The organism is Capnocytophaga sp. oral taxon 903, from assembly GCF_013394785.1.
Lineage (GTDB): Bacteria > Bacteroidota > Bacteroidia > Flavobacteriales > Flavobacteriaceae > Capnocytophaga > Capnocytophaga ochracea.
Genome location: NZ_JABXYW010000002.1, coordinates 2,215,108 through 2,234,226, shown reverse-complemented (window position 1 = coordinate 2,234,226; position 19,119 = coordinate 2,215,108). Strand labels below are relative to the sequence as shown.

Annotated in this window: 16 protein-coding genes; 10 read left to right on the top strand and 6 right to left on the bottom strand. The window is 37.3% G+C overall.

Going from position 1 to position 19,119, the window contains the following annotated elements; genetic code table 11:
- Positions 1-35: 35 nt before the first annotated feature.
- Positions 36-2,225 carry a DNA helicase RecQ gene (gene recQ / locus HW279_RS09300; RefSeq protein ID WP_178958767.1) on the bottom strand — a complete coding sequence of 730 codons (2,190 nt, stop codon included), beginning with the start codon at positions 2,223-2,225 and terminating at the stop codon, positions 36-38.
- Between the two features lie 485 nt (positions 2,226-2,710).
- On the opposite strand from recQ, the gene gldF reads away from it, so the two are divergent.
- From gldF to HW279_RS09270, 6 genes are all read left to right on the top strand, one after another.
- Positions 2,711-3,430 carry a gliding motility-associated ABC transporter permease subunit GldF gene (gldF, locus tag HW279_RS09295; protein WP_178958766.1) on the top strand — a complete coding sequence of 240 codons (720 nt, stop codon included), beginning with the start codon at positions 2,711-2,713 and terminating at the stop codon, positions 3,428-3,430.
- Positions 3,427-5,115, top strand: a complete 1,689-nt coding sequence (gene gldG / locus HW279_RS09290; RefSeq protein WP_178958765.1) for a gliding motility-associated ABC transporter substrate-binding protein GldG — start codon at positions 3,427-3,429, stop codon at positions 5,113-5,115. The genes gldF and gldG overlap by 4 nt, the downstream gene beginning before the upstream one ends.
- 2 nt (positions 5,116-5,117) lie before the next feature.
- Positions 5,118-6,311, top strand: a complete 1,194-nt coding sequence (mnmA, locus tag HW279_RS09285) for a tRNA 2-thiouridine(34) synthase MnmA (protein WP_178958764.1) — start codon at positions 5,118-5,120, stop codon at positions 6,309-6,311.
- A 66-nt stretch (positions 6,312-6,377) separates the two neighbouring features.
- Positions 6,378-7,652: a glycosyltransferase gene (locus HW279_RS09280; protein WP_178958763.1), complete on the top strand. Its 1,275-nt coding sequence runs from the start codon at positions 6,378-6,380 to the stop codon at positions 7,650-7,652.
- A 335-nt stretch (positions 7,653-7,987) separates the two neighbouring features.
- On the top strand, positions 7,988-8,299 hold the full coding sequence (locus HW279_RS09275) for a membrane-binding protein (protein WP_178958762.1): 312 nt from the start codon (positions 7,988-7,990) through the stop codon (positions 8,297-8,299).
- 132 nt (positions 8,300-8,431) lie between these two features.
- On the top strand, positions 8,432-9,730 hold the full coding sequence (locus HW279_RS09270) for a TolC family protein (protein WP_178958761.1): 1,299 nt from the start codon (positions 8,432-8,434) through the stop codon (positions 9,728-9,730).
- A 159-nt stretch (positions 9,731-9,889) separates the two neighbouring features.
- Here HW279_RS09270 and HW279_RS09265 read toward each other — a convergent pair whose 3' ends face one another.
- Both HW279_RS09265 and dnaA read right to left on the bottom strand, forming a co-directional pair.
- Positions 9,890-11,062: an alanine dehydrogenase gene (locus tag HW279_RS09265; protein WP_178958760.1), complete on the bottom strand. Its 1,173-nt coding sequence runs from the start codon at positions 11,060-11,062 to the stop codon at positions 9,890-9,892.
- Positions 11,062-12,483, bottom strand: a complete 1,422-nt coding sequence (gene dnaA, locus HW279_RS09260) for a chromosomal replication initiator protein DnaA (protein WP_106095402.1) — start codon at positions 12,481-12,483, stop codon at positions 11,062-11,064. Before dnaA ends, HW279_RS09265 begins: the two co-directional genes overlap by 1 nt.
- A 201-nt stretch (positions 12,484-12,684) precedes the next feature.
- Between dnaA and HW279_RS09255 the strand changes: the two genes are divergently transcribed.
- On the top strand, positions 12,685-13,101 hold the full coding sequence (locus HW279_RS09255; RefSeq protein ID WP_178958759.1) for an acyl-CoA thioesterase: 417 nt from the start codon (positions 12,685-12,687) through the stop codon (positions 13,099-13,101).
- Positions 13,102-13,180: 79 nt separating this feature from the next.
- Here HW279_RS09255 and HW279_RS09250 read toward each other — a convergent pair whose 3' ends face one another.
- Together HW279_RS09250 and HW279_RS09245 are read right to left on the bottom strand one after the other, a co-directional pair.
- Positions 13,181-14,008 carry a purine-nucleoside phosphorylase gene (locus tag HW279_RS09250; protein WP_009750505.1) on the bottom strand — a complete coding sequence of 276 codons (828 nt, stop codon included), beginning with the start codon at positions 14,006-14,008 and terminating at the stop codon, positions 13,181-13,183.
- 117 nt (positions 14,009-14,125) lie between these two features.
- A complete protein-coding gene (locus HW279_RS09245) occupies positions 14,126-14,941 on the bottom strand; it encodes a M48 family metallopeptidase (RefSeq protein ID WP_009417753.1) in 816 nt (271 codons plus the stop codon).
- 741 nt (positions 14,942-15,682) lie between these two features.
- Between HW279_RS09245 and HW279_RS09240 the strand changes: the two genes are divergently transcribed.
- From HW279_RS09240 to HW279_RS09230, 3 genes are read left to right on the top strand one after another with little or no spacing between them, the layout of a single operon-like run.
- Positions 15,683-16,942 (top strand): tetratricopeptide repeat protein, encoded by a 1,260-nt coding sequence (locus HW279_RS09240; RefSeq protein ID WP_178958758.1) that lies wholly within the window; start codon positions 15,683-15,685, stop codon positions 16,940-16,942.
- A gap of 38 nt (positions 16,943-16,980) precedes the next feature.
- Positions 16,981-17,769 (top strand): tRNA pseudouridine(38-40) synthase TruA, encoded by a 789-nt coding sequence (truA, locus tag HW279_RS09235; protein ID WP_178958757.1) that lies wholly within the window; start codon positions 16,981-16,983, stop codon positions 17,767-17,769.
- A 59-nt stretch (positions 17,770-17,828) separates the two neighbouring features.
- Complete coding sequence (locus HW279_RS09230; RefSeq protein WP_178958756.1) at positions 17,829-18,353, top strand: DUF2892 domain-containing protein; 525 nt, start codon at positions 17,829-17,831, stop codon at positions 18,351-18,353.
- A gap of 56 nt (positions 18,354-18,409) precedes the next feature.
- On the opposite strand, the gene rsmG is transcribed toward HW279_RS09230, so the two are convergent.
- The gene (rsmG, locus tag HW279_RS09225) at positions 18,410-19,027 is read right to left on the bottom strand and encodes a 16S rRNA (guanine(527)-N(7))-methyltransferase RsmG (protein ID WP_178958755.1); all 618 of its coding nucleotides are present in this window, start codon (positions 19,025-19,027) and stop codon (positions 18,410-18,412) included.
- Positions 19,028-19,119 lie beyond the last annotated feature (92 nt).

Genomic DNA, 19,119 nt, shown 5'->3' with positions numbered 1-19,119 from the left:
TATTTTATTATTGGTTAAATGTAAGACCTCTTGTATTAATTTGCTACTTCGCTGATAAATTTCAATCGGTAGATTCTTAGTTCATCATCTTCGTAATCACCGGCAAACTCTTTAGAGGCTAACGATATTTTATCACTTTCAGCTTCCATAAAGTATTCGTGAAGTTCTTCTTGTTGCTCTTCATCAAAGATTTCATTCACCCAATAATCAATATTCAGCTTGGTACCACTATATACTATTTGCTCCATTTCTTTGAGGAACTCATCCATTTCTAATCCTTTGGCTTGTGCGATGTCAGGCAATGGTAATTTGCGGTCTATATTCTGAATGATAAACAATTTCAAAGCTGAGTTAGACCCGGTAGTTTTTACTATTAAATCCTCAGCGCGCACAATGTCATTCTCTTCTACGTAACGCTCAATGAGCTTTACAAACTCACTACCATATTTCTTAGCCTTGCCTTCCCCTATACCGTGTACATTAGTAAGCTCCTGAATAGTAATAGGGTATTTGAGAGCCATATCTTCTAGCGAAGGGTCTTGGAATACCACAAATGGAGGTACCCCTTTCTGTTTGGCTACTTTCTTACGCAAATCTTTGAGCATTTCAAGAAGTACAGGGTCAGCTGCTACTGCATTAGCACTGTTGATATCTTCGGGTTCTTCTTCATAACTGTGGTCTTCAGTCATCATAAATGAAGGTACATCTTTTAAAAATTCCTTTCCTTTGTCGGTGATAAACATCACTCCGTAAGTTTCTATATCCTTGCGTATGAGTCCGTTTACCATTACCTGACGGAGGAGTGCCATCCAGTAAGCATCGTCTTTTTCCTTCCCAATACCAAAAAACTCTTGTTCGTCAATGCGGTGTGCTTTGATAATAGCACTCACTTTTCCAATGAGTGTATTTACAATCTCTTTAGCTTTAAATTTCTGTTTGGTTGCAATAATTACGTTTAGCAATTTCACCACATCGTCTTTGGCTTCTTTCTTCTCTTTAGGAAAACGCACATTGTCATCCATATTGGCACCTTCGCCATTTACCTCGTCAAACTCTTCACCAAAGTAATGTAAGATAAATTTACGGCGCGAACTGGAGGTTTCGGCATAGGCTACAATATCTTGCAAGAGTGCTTGTCCTATTTCTTGCTCAGCTATAGGTTTACCTATCATAAATTTTTCCAGCTTCTCTACATCTTTATAAGAGTAGAAAGCCAAGCAATGCCCTTCACCACCATCGCGACCGGCACGTCCGGTTTCTTGATAGTAACTCTCTATACTTTTAGGAATATCGTGGTGAATTACAAAGCGCACATCAGGTTTATCGATACCCATACCAAAAGCGATAGTTGCGACTACCACATCTACTTCTTCCATTAAGAACATATCTTGGTGCTTGGCGCGTGTTTTGGCATCTAATCCCGCGTGATAAGGCACTGCCGAAATGCCGTTTACTTGTAAGGTTTGCGCGAGGTCTTCCACCTTTTTACGACTGAGACAGTATATAATCCCTGATTTTTTACTGTTCTGTTTTACAAAACGAATGATATCAGCATCTACATTCTTGGTCTTAGGGCGTACTTCATAATAAAGATTAGGGCGGTTGAACGACGACTTAAACACGTTAGCCTCCTGCATTCCTAAGTTCTTCAAGATATCTTCTTGCACCTTAGGAGTAGCCGTAGCAGTAAGCGCTACAATAGGTATATTACTGCCCAAACGCTCGATAATGGTTCTAATATTGCGGTACTCAGGACGGAAATCGTGTCCCCATTCCGAGATACAGTGTGCCTCGTCTACTGCTACAAACGAGATTGTTACTGTTTTGAGAAAGTTAGCATATTCCTCTTTGATAAGTGACTCGGGCGCTACATAAAGCAATTTCGTTTTGCCTGCACTGATGTCTTCCATTACCTCGCGAATTTCATTTTTAGTAAGTGAAGAGTTGAGAACGTGGGCAATACTATCGGTTGATGAAATGCCACGCATAGCATCCACTTGGTTTTTCATCAAAGCGATAAGCGGAGAGATAACAATAGCAGTTCCCTCCAAGACTAAGGCAGGTAATTGGTAACACAATGATTTACCACCACCTGTAGGCATAATAACAAAGGTGTTCTCTTTGTTAATCACGCTGGTAATAATTTCTTCTTGATGCCCTTTAAACGCTTCAAAACCAAAGTAGTGTTTCAGGGCACTGTGTAAATCATCTTTTGTCATTTTCATATTAAACATTCTCCTGTTTTAGTGTTGAGTTTTTCTGTTATTACATTCAGTTTACAAATATACGACATTTTTTAAAACCACAAAAATTTTTGATAAAAAAATATTGTCACACTTATAAATGTAAGCTTTGACAAATCTTGATTTTTCTTGTAAAAGTGTAATTTTCTCATTTGATAAACTTAATCCTACGTGTTTAAAACGGCATTTAGAAGAGTAGGGGAGAAGGGAAGGTGAATAGAAAAAATATTGTCATATATAGTATTTTTTACTTTTACAACGTTATAAAGGGTAAAGAGAATAAAATTTGCTTTGCATTTTTCGCAATAAAAACCAATACTCTTGAAATTATGATAATTGTTACTAACTTTTATTGCCCTTCTATGATGGTAATATCATATTATTTTCGTACTTTTGCACGCTGAAAAATCATTAAGAATAAAGGGAAGTAATCACAACTCTTTACTTCTTAACTCTTAACTATAAAAATGTACGCACTATTCAAAAAAGAAATCCGTTATTTCTTCACTTCGCCCATTGGTCTTACTATCATTGGGCTCTTTATCGTGCTCAACGGCTTGTTCCTATGGGTCTTTAAAACAGATTACAACATTTTCAATGCTGGTTTCGCCGATATGTTGCCTTTTTTTAGGCTTTCATCTTGGGTTTTCGTCTTTTTAGTACCTGCCCTTACGATGAGAAGCATCTCCGAAGAGAAAAAAAGCGGTATGTTAGCCCTCTTGTTCACCAAACCGGTCAGCACCCTGCAAATGGTGCTCGGCAAGTATTTGGGCATCCTCTTCTTGCTCCTTGTAATCCTCTTGCCGTCAGTCTTATACGTATATATGATATGGGTATTGGGCAATCCCGTAGGCAACTTAGATATAGCAGGCACTGTGGGTTCTTACATTGCCTTGTTTTTGCTGGTAGCCACTTTTGCAGCAGTAGGCTTATGGGCGTCGTCTATAAGTAGTAACCAAATCATTTCCTTTGTGTTAGCTGCCTTTCTGTGCTTCTTTTTCTTCTTTGGCATCGACCAGCTTATCGCTTTTGTAGCCCCTGATGATTTCGGTGGAGTGGGCTTCCAAACGCATTTCGACGCTATCAGTAGGGGAGTACTCGACACCCGAAATATCCTGTATTTCCTCTCTGTTATCTTATTTTTCATATACCTCACTACCTTATCACTCAAAGCTTACAAACGATGAAAAAACTCTTTCAAAACACTGTTATCAAGGTGCTTATAGCCTTGGTGTGCCTCCTTGCAGTCAATTATATTGCCAAGCAATGGCATACGCGGATAGACCTCACACAAGACAAACGTTATACGCTTTCTGAGGTGAGCAAGAAAACGCTTGCTAAAATACAGAATCCTATTGTGATTGATGTATTACTCAAAGGCAATATCCCTACCGAATTTAAGAAATTACAGACTGAAACGATTCAGTTATTAGATGAGTATGTAGCTGCCAATAACAACATTATCGTCAATTTCGTAAACCCGTTGGAAGGAGAGGAGCGCCCCGAAAGTGTGATTCAAGAGCTGATAAACAATGGCTATCAGCCCCTGCAAATCACTCAGAACGAGGCGGGGAAATCTTCTATTGAGTATATTTTCCCTTGGGCAGTAATTAGTGATGGTAAGAAGAGCGAGCGTGTACGCCTTTTTGTGAACAAACTCGGCTCTACCGACCAAGAGCAGGTACAGAACTCAGTACAGAAATTGGAATACAATTTTACCGATGCACTCTATAAGTTTGCCTTAGATAAAAAGAAGAAAATCGCAGTGCTCAGAAGTAACGGTGCGCTGGAAGATATCTATATGGCCGACTTCCTCAAAACAGCACGCGAATACTACTTTATAGCACCTTTCACCCTCGATTCAGTGGCTACCAACCCCGAGAAGACTCTACACGACCTCGAAAAATTCGATTTACTGCTCGTGCCTAAGCCTACTGAGCCTTTCACCGATGCCCAAAAGCAGGTGGTAGACCAATATATAATGAATGGCGGTCGTGCTCTATGGCTGATTGACAATGTTGCGGTTTCCTTAGAAGATATGTACAAAACAGGCGGAATGACAATGGCAATGCCCGTCAATCTAAACCTTACTGATATGTTTTTCCAATATGGTTTCCGTATCAATTACACTTTGGTAAACGATTTGTACTTCTCCGAAATCATAGTAGCCACAGGCGATGGCTCTCAAACCCGTTATATGCCTATTCCTTGGGTATATAATCCGCTGGTGATTTCAGGTAATAATCACCTTATCAACAATCATTTAGATGCCGTCAGGTTTCAGTTTGCCAATAGCATCGATACGCTGAAAAATGGAGTGAAGAAAACAGTGCTTCTCGCCAGTTCACCTTTCTCAAAAGCAGATGGTACCCCACGTGAAATTAACTTGCGCTTCGACCCCAATAACCAGAATAAAGAAGCCTACAAACACGGAAATATTCCCTTAGCAGTGCTTTTGGAAGGAGAGTTTAACTCAGTTTATAAAGACCGTATTCGTCCCATAGACCTTAAAGAAAAAGCTGATAGAAGCAAACCTACTAAAATGCTTGTAGTGGCTGATGGCGATATTATCAAAAACGATATAGATAGCAAAAATAATATTCCCTTAGAACTCGGATTTGATAAATGGACAAACAAATATTATGATAATAAAGCATTCTTGCAGAATGCTTTAAACTACCTCTTAGACGATACTGAGTTTTTAAGTTTGCGTAATAAGAAAGTACAATTGGCTTTCTTAGATAAGGAAAAAGTAGCCGAAAGAGCCAGCAGTTGGCAAGTAAAAGTATTTGTGTATCCATTATTGCTTTTGATATTGGTAATGCTTTTGGTATTATATTTTTACAAAAAGAAGAACCTAAAGAAAGAATAAAAATGAAAAGAGTAGTAGTAGGACTTAGCGGAGGGGTAGACAGTAGTGTAGCAGCCTATTTGTTAAAAGAACAAGGGTATGAAGTGATAGGACTTTTTATGAAGAATTGGCACGATGATTCAGTTACTATTTCAGATGAATGTCCTTGGTTAGAAGATAGTAATGATGCGCTTTTAGTAGCCGAAAAGCTTGGTATTCCATTCCAAACAGTGGATATGAGTGAACCCTACAAAGCCCGTATTGTCGATTATATGTTTAATGAATACGAACACGGCAGAACGCCCAATCCCGATGTATTGTGTAATCGCGAAATCAAGTTTGATGTCTTTATGAAGCTCGCCCTTAGTTTAGGTGCCGATTACGTAGCAACGGGACACTATTGTCGCAAAGAAGAAATAGAGATAAATGGTAAAAAAATCTACCGATTGCTATCGGGGAAAGATGAAAATAAAGACCAATCGTATTTCCTATGTCAGCTTTCACAAGACCAACTTAGTAAAGCACTTTTCCCTATTGGAGAATTGCAGAAATCGGAAGTGAGAGCCATTGCCAAAGCTCAAGATTTGATAACCGCTGATAAAAAAGATTCTCAGGGACTTTGCTTTGTAGGAAAAGTGCGTTTGCCCGAGTTCCTACAACAAAAACTACAACCCAAACAAGGTGATATTATTGAAATCCCCAATGATTGGAAAGGATATACTGACTTTGATATGCCACGCACTTTTGAAACTTATGAAGATGAATTAAAATATTTATCACAACGTTTTGTATATCAACCCGAAAACGGTAAAAAAGTAGGTATCCATCAAGGGGCTCATTATTTTACTAAAGGGCAACGCAAAGGCTTAAATGTGGGAGGAACCAAAGAACCTTTGTTCATTATAGAAACTGATATCGAAAAGAATATCATCTATACAGGACAAGGACACACACATCGCGGATTGTTCCGCAGTGCTTTGTTTATAGCAACCCCTGATGAACATTGGATTCGCGAAGATTTGGCATTAAAAGTATATGAATCGAAAGAGTTTATGGTACGTATACGCTATCGTCAGCCATTACAGAAAGCGGTTTTATACAAAGTCGAAAACGGTTTGTATATTCATTTTTCAGAACCCCAAAGTGCTATTACTGAGGGACAATTTGCTGCCTGGTACAACGAAGATGAATTAGTGGGTAGCGGTGTTATTTCATAGAAAAAGACACCTATTGTAAAATGGTTATAATGTATATTATGTCAAATAACAGATAGGGAAAAAGATATGAGAAAGGTACTTATCATCACTTATTATTGGGCGCCTGCTGGCGGACCTGGTGTACAGCGTTGGTTAAAATTCGTAAAATATTTACGAGATTTTAATATAGAACCTATTGTATATATTCCTGAAAACCCAACTTATCCTATCATCGACAATGAAATAGGAAACGATTTGCCTACTGATATACAAATTATCAAACATCCTATATGGGAACCTTATGCTTGGGCTTCGTTATTCTCTAAAAAGAAAACCCAAAAGATTAGTTCGGGTATCATTCCGCGTAAAAAAGTTTCTATTTTAGATAAAGTATTACTTTGGATACGTGGTAATTGCTTCATTCCCGATGCTCGTAAATTCTGGGTCAAACCTTCTGTAAAGTATCTGAATAAGTTTATAAAAGAAAACCAGATAGAAACTATTATCACCACTTCGCCTCCTCACAGCGTACACCTTATAGGTTATGAGTTAAAGAAACAAATTCCTCACCTCAAATGGATTAGCGATTTCCGCGACCCGTGGACAACTATTGGTTATTATAAAGATTTACGCCTTACTAAATGGGCAGATAAACGTCAGCATTATTGGGAAAAAGAAGTGTTACAACAATCAGACTTGGTGATTACAACAAGTTTCAAGACGCAAAAAGACTTTCACCAGCTTACCAATACTCCTATTGAGGTGATTACCAATGGTTACGATGAGGAAAAAACAATCACCCCTCCCCTATCCAATAAATTCCTTGTTTCGCACATAGGTTCCTTATTATCAGATAGAAACCCCAAAATACTGTGGAAAATATTAGCTGAATTACTACACGAAGAACCTCATTTTGCCGAAGATTTCACACTTTGTTTTGCAGGCAAAGTAAGTGAAGAAATCGAAGAAGATATTCGCCATAACGGACTTACACCTTATTATATTAATAAAGGTTATATTAGCCATCAAGAAGCTATTAGTTTGCAAAAGCAATCGCAAGTATTGTTGCTCATCGAAATAGATTCCGAAGAAACACAAGGTATTATTGCGGGTAAACTGTTTGAATATATGATTTCGGGGCGACCTATTCTCGCCATAGGACCTCATAACTGGGATGTTACACCTATTCTCACTGAAACACAAACAGGTACTTTTGTGGGATATACCGATGCCTCTCAAATGAAAGCCAAAATAGTAGAGTTTTATCATCAATTTCAACATAAAACACTTAAAACTAACCCCAAAGAAGTAGAACAATACAGCCGTAAAGCCCTTACTCAACGGTTGGCTCAACTGATATAAAAAGTTTTCTTATTTATCACATTTTTTTCTATTAATGAAAGATTTTCTACGATAAATAATCTTTTTCTTTTGTTTATTAAAAAATAATACATACCTTTGCAGAGAAATCTCAAAAGATACTTTTTCTGCTTCTTATATAAAAGAAGAGAAAACTATCTGGGGAAAGCAATTTTCTATATAGAGAATTAAAAAATATATCTCAATAAAACGTTTTCTCATATAGAAAACTAAAAAAACTATCTCGGGAAAATGATTTCCTATGTTGAGAACTGAAAAAACTATCTAGGAAAACGAATAAAACAAGTAATTATTTCATAAAATTTATTAAATATCTTATGGCAAAGAAAACTTACTCAACTAATTTAGTCGAATCACAAGTGATGATTGACGGGTTAAAAGGTCGTAATGACAAATTGCCTTTGGGCGTGAAAGCCGAAGACATTACCAAGCTCGAAGAACTCCGCAAGAAGATGGAAACGCTCAACAACGAACAAGAAAAACTCAAAGCCGACCTCAAAACTAAGACTCAAGAACTTAGTAAAACTATTACCGAAATAGAAAGTAAAGTATCTTTCATTAAAAAACTCATAAAAATTGATATTCCTCAAACACAATGGAAAGAATTCGGTATTGAGGACAAACGGTAAAAAGAAATACCTTGTTAGGCAGTGCGTCCCAACAAAGTATTTTTTGTAATGATAAATAGTTAAGAACGAATTACTTTGTTTATATAATAATTCGGAAACTATACATAAAATCAACTTATTGAATAGAATTAAATGATGAAAAAGTTATTTTTTTTACTTTGTTTACTGCCTTTTTCAGTAGTAGCACAAAAACTGTGGACATTAAGCGACTGTATTCAGTATGCCAAAGAAAATAACCTATCTATTAAACAATCGGAAATAGATTTAAAAACCACAGATATTGATAAAATGCAAGCCAAAGCAGGTTTCTTGCCCTCGGTGAATGGCAACGCATCCTATAACTTAAATGAGGGAAAAAATATCAATCCTGTAACCAATCAGTTTGAAAATGCTTTCTTTCAATCGGCATCAGGAGGAGTAAGCGTAGACCTTACTCTTTTTGCAGGACTACAAAATTGGCGCAAGTTACATCAGGCGGAACTTAATCGTATAGCTTCTCAATATCAGTTAGATAAAATGAAAGACGATATAGTATTGATGATTATCAATGCCTATGCCGAAGTGTTGAGCAATAAAGAACAAATCAAGAATTTGAAAGCACAGTTAGAAATTTCAAAGGAAAGTTTAACGCGTACCCGTGAACTTATTGGTACAGGTTCTTTACCCAAAGGAGATATTTATGAAGCCGAAGCACAACTGCTCACACAAGAACAGCAAATAATAGCTACCGAAAACGCTCTCTTTATTGCCAAAATGGGTTTGGCACAATTACTTTTGTTAAAAAACTATCGAGATTTTGATATTGCAGATAGTGCTTTTGAGCAACCTTCTGCTGATATTCTCAATAAAACTCCTGAAGAGATTTATGAGCGTGCCAAAGAGGTAATGAGCGATGTAAAATTAGCCGAAGCAAATATGCAAGTAGCTCAAAATAATTTACGCTTATCACAATCGGCTTATTCACCACGTCTTTCTGCTCAATGGGGTTATAGTTCACGATGGAGTAAGAAGCAAGCGCAAGATTTTTGGCAACAGCTTGATGCAAATAAAGGTATGTATGCAGGGTTATCGCTTAATATTCCTATTTTTAACGGATTTTCAACTTTAGGAACTGTAAAACGTCAGCGATTAAATTTTCTAAAAAGTCAATTTGCTAAAGAACAAGCAGAACTTACTACCGAGAAGAACATTTATCAAGCCTATAACGATGCTTCGAATGCTAAAAAGCTATACGAAGCGAGTGAAAAGACGGTACAAGCAAAACAACAGGCGTTTAGTTATGCGCAAGAGCGTCATAATGTAGGTTTAATGAATACTTTTGATTTTAGTCAAGCTAAATATCAGTATGAGAATGCTCAAAACGATTTTGTTAAAGCCAAATATCAATATATTTTTAAGTTAAAAGTATTAGAATATTATTTTAGTCATTAATACAATCTAAGTTTATCAATCTCATAAAGCCCAAGGGAATATAAATTTCTTTGGGCTTTGTTGTTTTTTCTATATTATACAAGTTTGCAAAATGTCCGAGAAGTTATAGAGTTAACTTTTCGGACATTTTATAAGGTACTAAGTAAACTTATTCTGTATCTATAAAAACAATAAATGTAAAGGTTTGTAAGGTAATCCGAACCACTCGGAGATGTTGTGATGAGTAATGATTCCGTGATAAGAATAGAGTCCGTTTCTAAAACCTTTGTCTATTTGTAATAGGTTTTCTACACCTCCCTCCTCTCCTATTTTCAGTAAGTAAGGTAATAGGATATTGCTGAACAAAGTTGAAGCTGTATGAGCATAGCGGGAAGGTAAATTCGGCACTCCACAATGTACTACTTCGTATTTTGTAAAAGTAAGTTGTTCTAAAGTGGTAAGCTGACTGGTTTCTATACAGCCTCCTATCCCAATACTAGCATCTACTATCACAGCACCACGCTTCATCTGTTGTACCATCTCTTCGGTCACTACTATGGGTGAGCGACATTCTCCACTCATAGCTCCTATAAGCACGTGGCAATGTGTTAAGGCTTCTCGGAGCAACTGAGGTTGCAAAGTAGCGGTATATACTGAGGAGGGCAAATGTGTACGCAGTTTTCTCAAATCGGTGAGAGAAGGAGCAAATATCTTTACATTAGCGCCCAATCCTAAGGCGGTTTTGGCAGCGGCTTCGGTGAGTTCATTTGCACCCAAAAGTACTACCTCAGTAGGCGGTATTCCGGTGATATTGCCAAGCAAGAGTTGGTTTTCTTCTGCAAGCAGTTCAGAGGCGGTGAGTACAGCTGCAATACCTGTGAGCTCATCAACCGACTGCTGTATAGGGTGATTTTCTGCTTCGTCCTTTATATATTCAAAAGCTAAGGCAGTGATTTGCTTTTGTGCAAGCGTCTCGAAGTAAGTTTTATCTTGTATGTTAAGTTGTAAAGCCGACAACAATACAGATTGAGCATTAAAGTAAGCGAGTTCATCAGTAGTAGGTGGTTGAACTTTTAGCACAATAGGACACGCGAATACTTCTTGGGTATCGTATACTATTTCAGCACCTGCCTCACTATAGTCGGTATCAGAGAAATGAGCCTCCTCCCCTGCCCCAGCCTCTATTAGTATTTGATGTCCGTTAGCTACTAATACCGCTACTTCATCGGGAGTTAAGCAAATGCGATGCTCCTGAAAGGTGTGCTCTTTTGGAAGTCCTATTTTCAAAGATTTTTGTTCATTGCTTACCGCTAATCGTTCTTCTTGTGGTAATAGTTGAGATAAGGATTCCATCAGTCAGAGAATTTAGTTTCCAAATCACTTACATATTTCTTGAATGCACGGTCGGTTTCTATTAGATTTTCCACCGTTTTACAAGCGTGTAGCACCGTAGCGTGGTCGCGTTGCCCTATTTGGCTTCCAATAGTAGAAAGCGAATTTTTGGTGTATTTCTTCGAGAAAAACATTGCCAACTGTCGCGCTTGAACCACATTGCGCTTTCTAGTTTTTGAATGCAAGGATTCTATATCTAAGCTAAAGTAATCGGCGATGATTTGCTGAATATGGTCAATCGTCAAATCGTTTCGGTTATTCTTCACCGATTTATCAATAATGCTTTGTGCGAGTTCTATAGAGTACTCTTTGCGGTTGAAAGCTGCTTGTGCAATCAGTGAATTGCTCACCCCTTCGAGTTCACGCACATTGGTACGAATATTTTCAGCTAAATAAGCGATGATATCGTCACCTATTTCAGCACCATCATTATAGAATTTATTTTCTAATATCTTATAGCGCGTTTCATAATCGGGCGTTTGCAGTTCGGCTGAAAGTCCCCATTTAAAGCGAGAGAGTAAGCGCTGTTCGATATCGAACAAATCAACTGGTGCTTTATCGGAAGTGAGGATTACCTGTTTTCCATTTTGGTGCAGGTGATTGAAGATGTGAAAGAAAGCATCTTGGGTTTTTACCTTCCCTGATAGGAACTGAATATCATCGACTATCAGCACATCGATGAGCTGATAGAAGTGAATAAAGTCGTTAAGTGTATTTTTATCTTTGTCTTTGGCTGTGGAAGCACTGATAAACTGTTGAGTGAACTTTTCGGCAGAGACGTATAGCACTTTCTTTTTAGGGTATTTTTCTTTGATATCTACCCCTATTGCGTGTGCCAAGTGGGTCTTACCTAAGCCTACTCCTCCGAAGATAAACAGCGGATTGAAAGCCGTACCTCCAGGTTTGTTGGCAACTGCCATACCTGCAGAGCGCGCTAAACGATTGGAAGCCCCCTCCACAAAGTTGTCGAAGTTCTGATGTAAGTTCAGCTGAGGATCAACAGTTATTTCGCGAATACCAGGTATTACGAAAGGATTTTTAAGTCCAGGGTCTTTGGTCTCAGTAGCTAAAGTCAAAGTCTGTTTTGCTAATTCCGGCCGATTAGTACTAGGAAGTTGTTCTTTAGTAAGAGGAGTATCGACAATATATACGAGGCGAGAGTTTACACCTAAGGTAAAAGTCATAGCTGATTTGAGAAGAGAAATATAATTTTCTTCTAACCACTCGCAAAAGAATTTACTGGGCACTTTGATTTTTAGGGTGTTGCCCTCTAATTCTACAGGTACGATAGGAGCGAACCAAGTGTTAAATGGTTGCTCAGTGATATTGTCTTTTATGAATTCAAGACACCTACTCCAGACTTTTTCAGCTGCTTCTTTCATCTTTTTTAGTGCTACTTTTTAGCTAAAAATTTGATTATTAGATTTTTTTACTAATTTTGCCGGTAATAAAACTGTTGTTTTTTCAGTGAGCAAAGTTGTGAATAATTTTTGAATAAAAAAAATATTTAACATTTGTTTTTGTACTTTTATTTTATATGGGAGCACTGTTAATGTTTTGTTAATATTTATATCTATCTAAATATGAAAGAATTATATTTTGATTATGTACTGCGTACGCGTTATGCAGAAACTGACCAAATGGGGGTAGTGTACTATGGGAATTATCCTCAGTATCTCGAATTGGGAAGAGTGGAGTGGTTAAGGTCTATTGGTTTTACCTATAAGGCGATGGAAGAAGAAGGAATAATGATGCCTGTGGTATCCCTGCAAATTCAGTATAAAAAGCCTGCTTTGTATGACGAGCTCATTACTATTCGTACCAAGTTAAAAGAATTACCCTCTACAAAAATAGAGTTTGACTATGAAATTCTCAATGAAAAAGGAGAATTACTCTCTACGGCTAATACTGTATTGGTGTTTGTAGATGCGAGGACTTTTAGACCGGTACGTTGTCCTGAGAAGGTGCTAAATCTTATTAAAGCAAAAAGTGAAGAGTAAGGAGTGAAAAGTGAATAATTTGGTAATTTAACTTTGCCAAAGTCTAAAACTTTGGCAAAGTTTATATTACAACTAAAAACTATTGATAGTTTTTAATCAAATTCTTCACCAATAATATCACGTTTGGCATTGCAATATTAGCGGCGTTGAGTACTTCTTCGTGTGATACATCGGGGGAGATGTCGGGACCACCTAAGTCGGTGATGACTGAAAGAGCACATACTTCCATATTCTGATGACGTGCTACAATTACTTCGGGTACGGTACTCATACCTACGGCATCACCTCCTAAAATGCGTACCATACCATATTCGGCTGGGGTTTCAAAAGAAGGACCTTGCAAACCTACATACACTCCTTTTTGGAGCTTGATTTTATGTTTCTTAGCTATCTTTTCGAGCTCGGTTATCATAGCTTGGTTATAAGGTTTGCTCATATCGGGGAAGCGCGCACCAAATAGGTCTAAGTTCTTACCGCGTAGAGGGTGCTCAGGAAATAAATTGATATGGTCGCGAATAACCATTACATCACCTATTGAAAAGTTAGGGTTCACCCCTCCTGAAGCGTTAGAAACAATCAGACGTTTAATACCTAATTGCGCAAAAACGCGTATTGGGAAGGTTACTTCTTGCATTGTATATCCTTCGTAATAATGCACACGCCCTGCCATCATTAGCACATAGCGGTTTTCTATTTTACCGTAAATCAGTTTACCTTTGTGTCCTTCTACAGTAGATTTAGGGAAGTTAGGGATATTGTTGTATTTAATCTCAGAAATTACTTCTACTTCATCTTCTAACTTATTGAGTCCAGAACCTAAAATAATAGCAAATTCAGGAGTGTGCTCTGTGATGTACGACTGTATGATGCGAGCCGTTTCATTAATTTTATCATAAACTTGTTGCATATCTTTATAATGTTTTATTTGTTACCTATATTGGTGTGAATAATACTAAAATGTTGACAACCTCTCCCTATACTCCTTCAAAAGAGGAATTGTAGCGATGCTTATCATATCTTTTAGTTATTGAAAATGGGTGACTCCAAACTTAGCAGCTTCAGCACGTGCTTTGGGTACTAAGGCAGTGAGGTTTTTGATACGAGAGGCATCAGAAGGGTGGGTGCTTAAAATAGTAGGTGTAGATTTACCATTACTCTTGGCACTCATACGCTTCCATAGCTCAGGAGCCTCAGCGGGGTCATAACCAGCAATTGCCATAATCTGGATACCTATGGCATCGGCTTCTGTTTCGTTGGAACGACTAAAGGGCAACATTACTCCTAAATTAGACCCTAAGCCGTAAGCGAGCATAAACTGGTCGGTATAAGCAGCGTATTTGCTAGTTTGCAAGGCTACTGAACCTGCAATAGCACCTATTTGTTGTAAGGTAGCAGCACTCATACGTTGTGCCCCGTGGTCGGCTAAAGCGTGAGCCACCTCGTGCCCCATTACCACTGCCAAACCTGTTTCGGATTGTGTAATAGGTAAAATTCCCGTATAAACCACAATCTTACCCCCTGGCATACACCAAGCGTTTACCTCGGGACTATCTACCAAGTTATATTCCCAACGATAATCATCTAAATAGCCTTTATAACCATTGGTATCAAGCCATAGTTTGGCAGCTTTGGCTATGCGTTCGCCTACGCGTTTTACCATAGCGGCATCGTTTGTGTTTTTCACTACCTTATTAGATTTTAAAAAGGTGGAATACTCACTAAAAGCCATTGGGAATACCTGACTATTAGGCATAAAGTTAAGGGTACTCTTCCCTGTAAAAGGGTTTGTCTTACAAGAAAAGACAATTAAAAGGAATGCGATTAAAGTTAATTTCTTCATAAGATTTTATTTGAGTGCAAAGATACAAATAATAATTGGAAATACAATAGTAATACCTTATAAATTTTATTGTTAATAAAAAACAATAATATAATAGGTTAAAAGTATTCTTTTTACAGTGAGACTACGTGACAGAAATTAAACAAAATTGATTTTAAAATCAAAAGAAAATGAAGGTTGATTAATGTAAGCACTATATGACTTTGGAGAAGCTGAGAAAAAAATGTTAAAATTTCTAAAATAGAGCATATTTTTTTAAAATAAGACAATAAAATTCTTTTTCATCTTTTAGTGAATTAAAAATAATAATTGGTTATATATCAGTTAGATAGAAAATATACCTATCTTACCTTTTAGATGTATCTTAACCGAAGGAAGAGCGAACCTAAGACGAAGGAAAGACGAACAAAAGACGAAGGAAAGAGGTTACTAAGTTGAATCTCAATTGGTAGAAAGAGGTATTTACGTTATTGAGAAAAAAATCATAAAAACGTGATTTTGGCAAAAAAAATGCAATTTTTAGTGTGAGTAACTTTTGAGGAATGTTTATGAGAATTGAAGATAAGAAGATGTAACTTTTGAGGAACTTCAACGGACTAATTGTCAGAAGAATGCGGTTGGCACAAGTTTTGTTGCTAAATAAAAAGTTGATAATATTTGGTGCTTTAAAAATAAAGTGCTACATTTGCGACTTCAAATTAGTACATAAAACAAAAAACTGCGTTAAAATTGCAAAACAATATGAGAAAACCATTATTAATGGCTGCTGCCTTACTGATTTCGGCAGTGGCGTTCGGACAAAAAAAAGAACTCAAAGAGATTGAAAAACAAATCCGTAAAGGAGATTTAACAACTGCCAAAAGCGGATTAAACTCCATTAAAGGTTCTATTGAGGGTACTGAATTTGCACCTCAGTTCTATTTCTTGGAAGCACAAGTGAATGTGGAGGCTGCTAAGAAAAATGAAAATGTATTGCCTTCGTTGCAAGCGGCTTCTTCAGCTTTTGCCAAAGTAAGACAATTAGAAGGAGGTAAAGGCAAATACACAAACCAGTTGCAAACTTTGGCTGATGAGGCTATTAATATTGCAGCTAAGCAAGCACAAGACAATTACGAGCGTAAAAACTACAAGAATGCTTCGGTTGCTTTTGAACAAGTATACCGCCTCAGTCCGCGTGATACTGTATTTTTGTACAATGCGGCAGTAGTATCGGTTGAAAATAAAGATTATGACAACGCTGTGAAACTTTATAAAGAGTTGAAAGACTTAGGTTATGACGGTGCTGAAACACTTTATTTGGCTACTAATAAGCAAACTAAAAAAGAGGAAACTTTCCCTGATAAAAACCAGCGTGATTTGATGGTGAAAGCAGGTACTCACGAAAAAGCTAGAAATGAAAAAACGCCTTCAAAACGTGCTGATATCGTGAAGAATATTGCCTTTATTTACGTAGAGCAAAACAAGACTGATGAGGCTCTAAAAGCTTTTGCAGAAGCAAGAAAAGCTTATCCTAAAGATGCTAACATCATTCTTGCTGAAGCCAATGTTTACTTGCAATTAGACAATAAAGAAAAATTCAAACAACTAATGCAAGAAGCTGCACAGCTTGACCCTAATAATGCTGACCTTCACTACAATATTGGGGTTATCAATATGCAACAAGGTAACAATATAGAGGCTCGTAAAGCTTTTGAACAAGCACTTAAAATTAAACCTAAATATGCTGATGCTACCTTGAACCTTTCGACTACTTACATTAATGAAGGTAATGCTTTGGTAGAGCAAATGAATTCATTAGGCAATTCGGCTGCTGATACTAAGAAATTCAATGAACTTAGAGACCAAAAAGAAGCTTTGTTTAAAAAAGCTGCTGAAGTATTAGAAAGCTACGTGAAAGCTAATGGCAACGATAAAAATATCTTGGAACAACTAAAGAGCATTTATGGAGCTTTGAGCGACAGTGCTAACTTCCAACGTATTAAAAAACTATTGGGTGAATAATAATTTGTATAAGATGTTAGTTAAAAGGTAACAGAGTTATGCTCTGTTACCTTTTACTTTTTATAAAGATAAAAATGCGTTATTTTATAGAACTTTCTTTCTTTGGTAAAAACTATTACGGCTGGCAATCCCAGCCCAAAGCTATTTCAGTGCAAGAAGTTTTACAGAAGGCTCTTTCTACTCTTTTGCGAACGCCTATAGAAGTTGTGGGAGCAGGTCGCACGGATAGTGGTGTGCACGCTTTGCAGATGTATGCTCACTTTGATGTGACAGAAGCGTTGCCCGCTACTCTGGTTCACAAGTTAAATGCTTTTCTTCCAAAAGATATAGCTGTTCATCATATATATGAAGTACAGCCTAATGCCCACGCCCGTTTTGACGCTTTGAAACGCACTTATCAGTACCATATTAGCACTCAGAAAGATGCTTTTGCTTATGATTATGCGATGGTATTTACTCTTCCGTTAAATGTAGCGCTTATGAATGAAGCGGCTCAAATACTTTTTGATTATAGTGATTTTCAGTGCTTCTCTAAAACACATACCGATGTAAAGACATATAATTGCAAAATATACGAAGCGCATTGGGATAAGGTGGAGAACCAACTCATTTTTACTATTACCGCCGACCGTTTCTTGCGCAATATGGTACGGGCGATTGTAGGAACACTTATAGATGTAGGCTTACAGAAACTTTCGCTTACAGATTTTGAAGATATTATCCTCAGTAAGAAACGCAGTAAAGCAGGAGCATCGGTTCCCGCTTGTGGGTTATATCTCACTCATATAGAATACTCCGAAAGTCTCTTTGTTGAAAAAAAGGATTAAATATTAGCATTATTCAAGAAGAATTACTACCTTTGCAAACTTTTAAAACAAAAACAGAAATGAAATATTTACAGAACAAATATTTAAAGATAGTTATAGCCGTGCTTATCATAGCGTGGGCGGTATATCAGTTCACACAGGGGAATATAGGAAATGGTATAGCGCTTATTTTGCTTTCTCTTATTCCTATTTTACTCTATTTTCGCAACGAATTTATACTTCTCACATTCTTACGTTTGCGCAAGCAAGACTTTGCAGGAATGGAAAAATGGCTCGGCAAAATAGCAGACCCTCAGACAGCTTTACTCCGCAAACAACAAGGCTATTACAACTATATGTACGGTATTATCTACTCGCAAAAGAACCTTACTCAAGCAGAAAAATACTTTCGTAAAGCTCTACAATTGGGACTTACGATGAGTTATGACGTAGCGATGGCAAAATTGAGTTTGGCAGGTATTATGATGCAAAAGCGCAAAAAACGCGAAGCACAGGAGCTCCTCACTGAGGCTAAAAAGCTAGATAAGCAAAACTTAATGGGCGACCAAATAAAGATGATGCAACAACAACTCAAGAAAATTTAAATCATAAAAAAGGCTGTCGTTTTAGACAGCCTTTTTTATGATTTGGTTCTAATATTTTATCCCTTTAAATACACTATTTTCTTAGTCTCGAAGAAAGGTTCATCGTAATAACTACTGATATCAGTCAGTTCTGCCTTAGGAAAAGGTGCTAACTCCTCAGTAAGGTCACCGCCTTTTAAGTAAAGAATACCATTAGGGAGGTCGTTTTTAGAAGTCTTTTTGAACTTTCCTTTTACCCAAGGCATAAAGTCCTTCATTTGAGTAACGGCACGACTTACCACAAAGTCGTAAGTATCTTTTAGTTCTTCGGCTCTTATCTGCATAGCCGTTACATTGGTGAGCCTTAAAGCTTTTACTACTTCTTGTACTACTTTTATTTTCTTTCCGATAGAATCGACCAATGTAAACTGACAGTTAGGAAACATTATAGCCAAAGGTATGCCAGGAAAGCCTCCACCAGTACCGACATCTAATAGTACCGTGCCATCAACGAACTGAATGCGCTTAGCAATAGCCAAACTATGCAACACGTGTCGCTCGTAGAAATCGTCTATATCTTTGCGCGAGATGACGTTTATTTGAGCATTCCACTTTTCGTACAGCGGTTTGAGCTCTGCAAATTGTTGTTGTTGCAACTCACTAAGTGAGGGAAAGTATTTGAGTATGATTTTCATAGTTGCTAAAAATGTATTACTTTTGCACCCGTTTTTATATATTATAATGAATTTACGAGCCTTATTATTGATTTTTTTGTGGGGAAGTTGCC

Coding starts and splice junctions, on each gene's coding strand:
- HW279_RS09245 (WP_009417753.1), bottom strand. CDS start 14,941: ATGAAGAAATTAACTTTAATCGCATTCCTTTTAATTGTCTTTTCTTGT.
- HW279_RS09255 (WP_178958759.1), top strand. CDS start 12,685: ATGAAAGAATTATATTTTGATTATGTACTGCGTACGCGTTATGCAGAA.
- recQ (WP_178958767.1), bottom strand. CDS start 2,225: ATGAAAATGACAAAAGATGATTTACACAGTGCCCTGAAACACTACTTT.
- mnmA (WP_178958764.1), top strand. CDS start 5,118: ATGAAAAGAGTAGTAGTAGGACTTAGCGGAGGGGTAGACAGTAGTGTA.
- gldF (WP_178958766.1), top strand. CDS start 2,711: ATGTACGCACTATTCAAAAAAGAAATCCGTTATTTCTTCACTTCGCCC.
- dnaA (WP_106095402.1), bottom strand. CDS start 12,483: ATGAAAGAAGCAGCTGAAAAAGTCTGGAGTAGGTGTCTTGAATTCATA.
- HW279_RS09275 (WP_178958762.1), top strand. CDS start 7,988: ATGGCAAAGAAAACTTACTCAACTAATTTAGTCGAATCACAAGTGATG.
- HW279_RS09250 (WP_009750505.1), bottom strand. CDS start 14,008: ATGCAACAAGTTTATGATAAAATTAATGAAACGGCTCGCATCATACAG.
- gldG (WP_178958765.1), top strand. CDS start 3,427: ATGAAAAAACTCTTTCAAAACACTGTTATCAAGGTGCTTATAGCCTTG.
- HW279_RS09265 (WP_178958760.1), bottom strand. CDS start 11,062: ATGGAATCCTTATCTCAACTATTACCACAAGAAGAACGATTAGCGGTA.
- rsmG (WP_178958755.1), bottom strand. CDS start 19,027: ATGAAAATCATACTCAAATACTTTCCCTCACTTAGTGAGTTGCAACAA.
- HW279_RS09240 (WP_178958758.1), top strand. CDS start 15,683: ATGAGAAAACCATTATTAATGGCTGCTGCCTTACTGATTTCGGCAGTG.
- HW279_RS09270 (WP_178958761.1), top strand. CDS start 8,432: ATGATGAAAAAGTTATTTTTTTTACTTTGTTTACTGCCTTTTTCAGTA.
- truA (WP_178958757.1), top strand. CDS start 16,981: ATGCTCTGTTACCTTTTACTTTTTATAAAGATAAAAATGCGTTATTTT.
- HW279_RS09230 (WP_178958756.1), top strand. CDS start 17,829: ATGAAATATTTACAGAACAAATATTTAAAGATAGTTATAGCCGTGCTT.
- HW279_RS09280 (WP_178958763.1), top strand. CDS start 6,378: ATGAGAAAGGTACTTATCATCACTTATTATTGGGCGCCTGCTGGCGGA.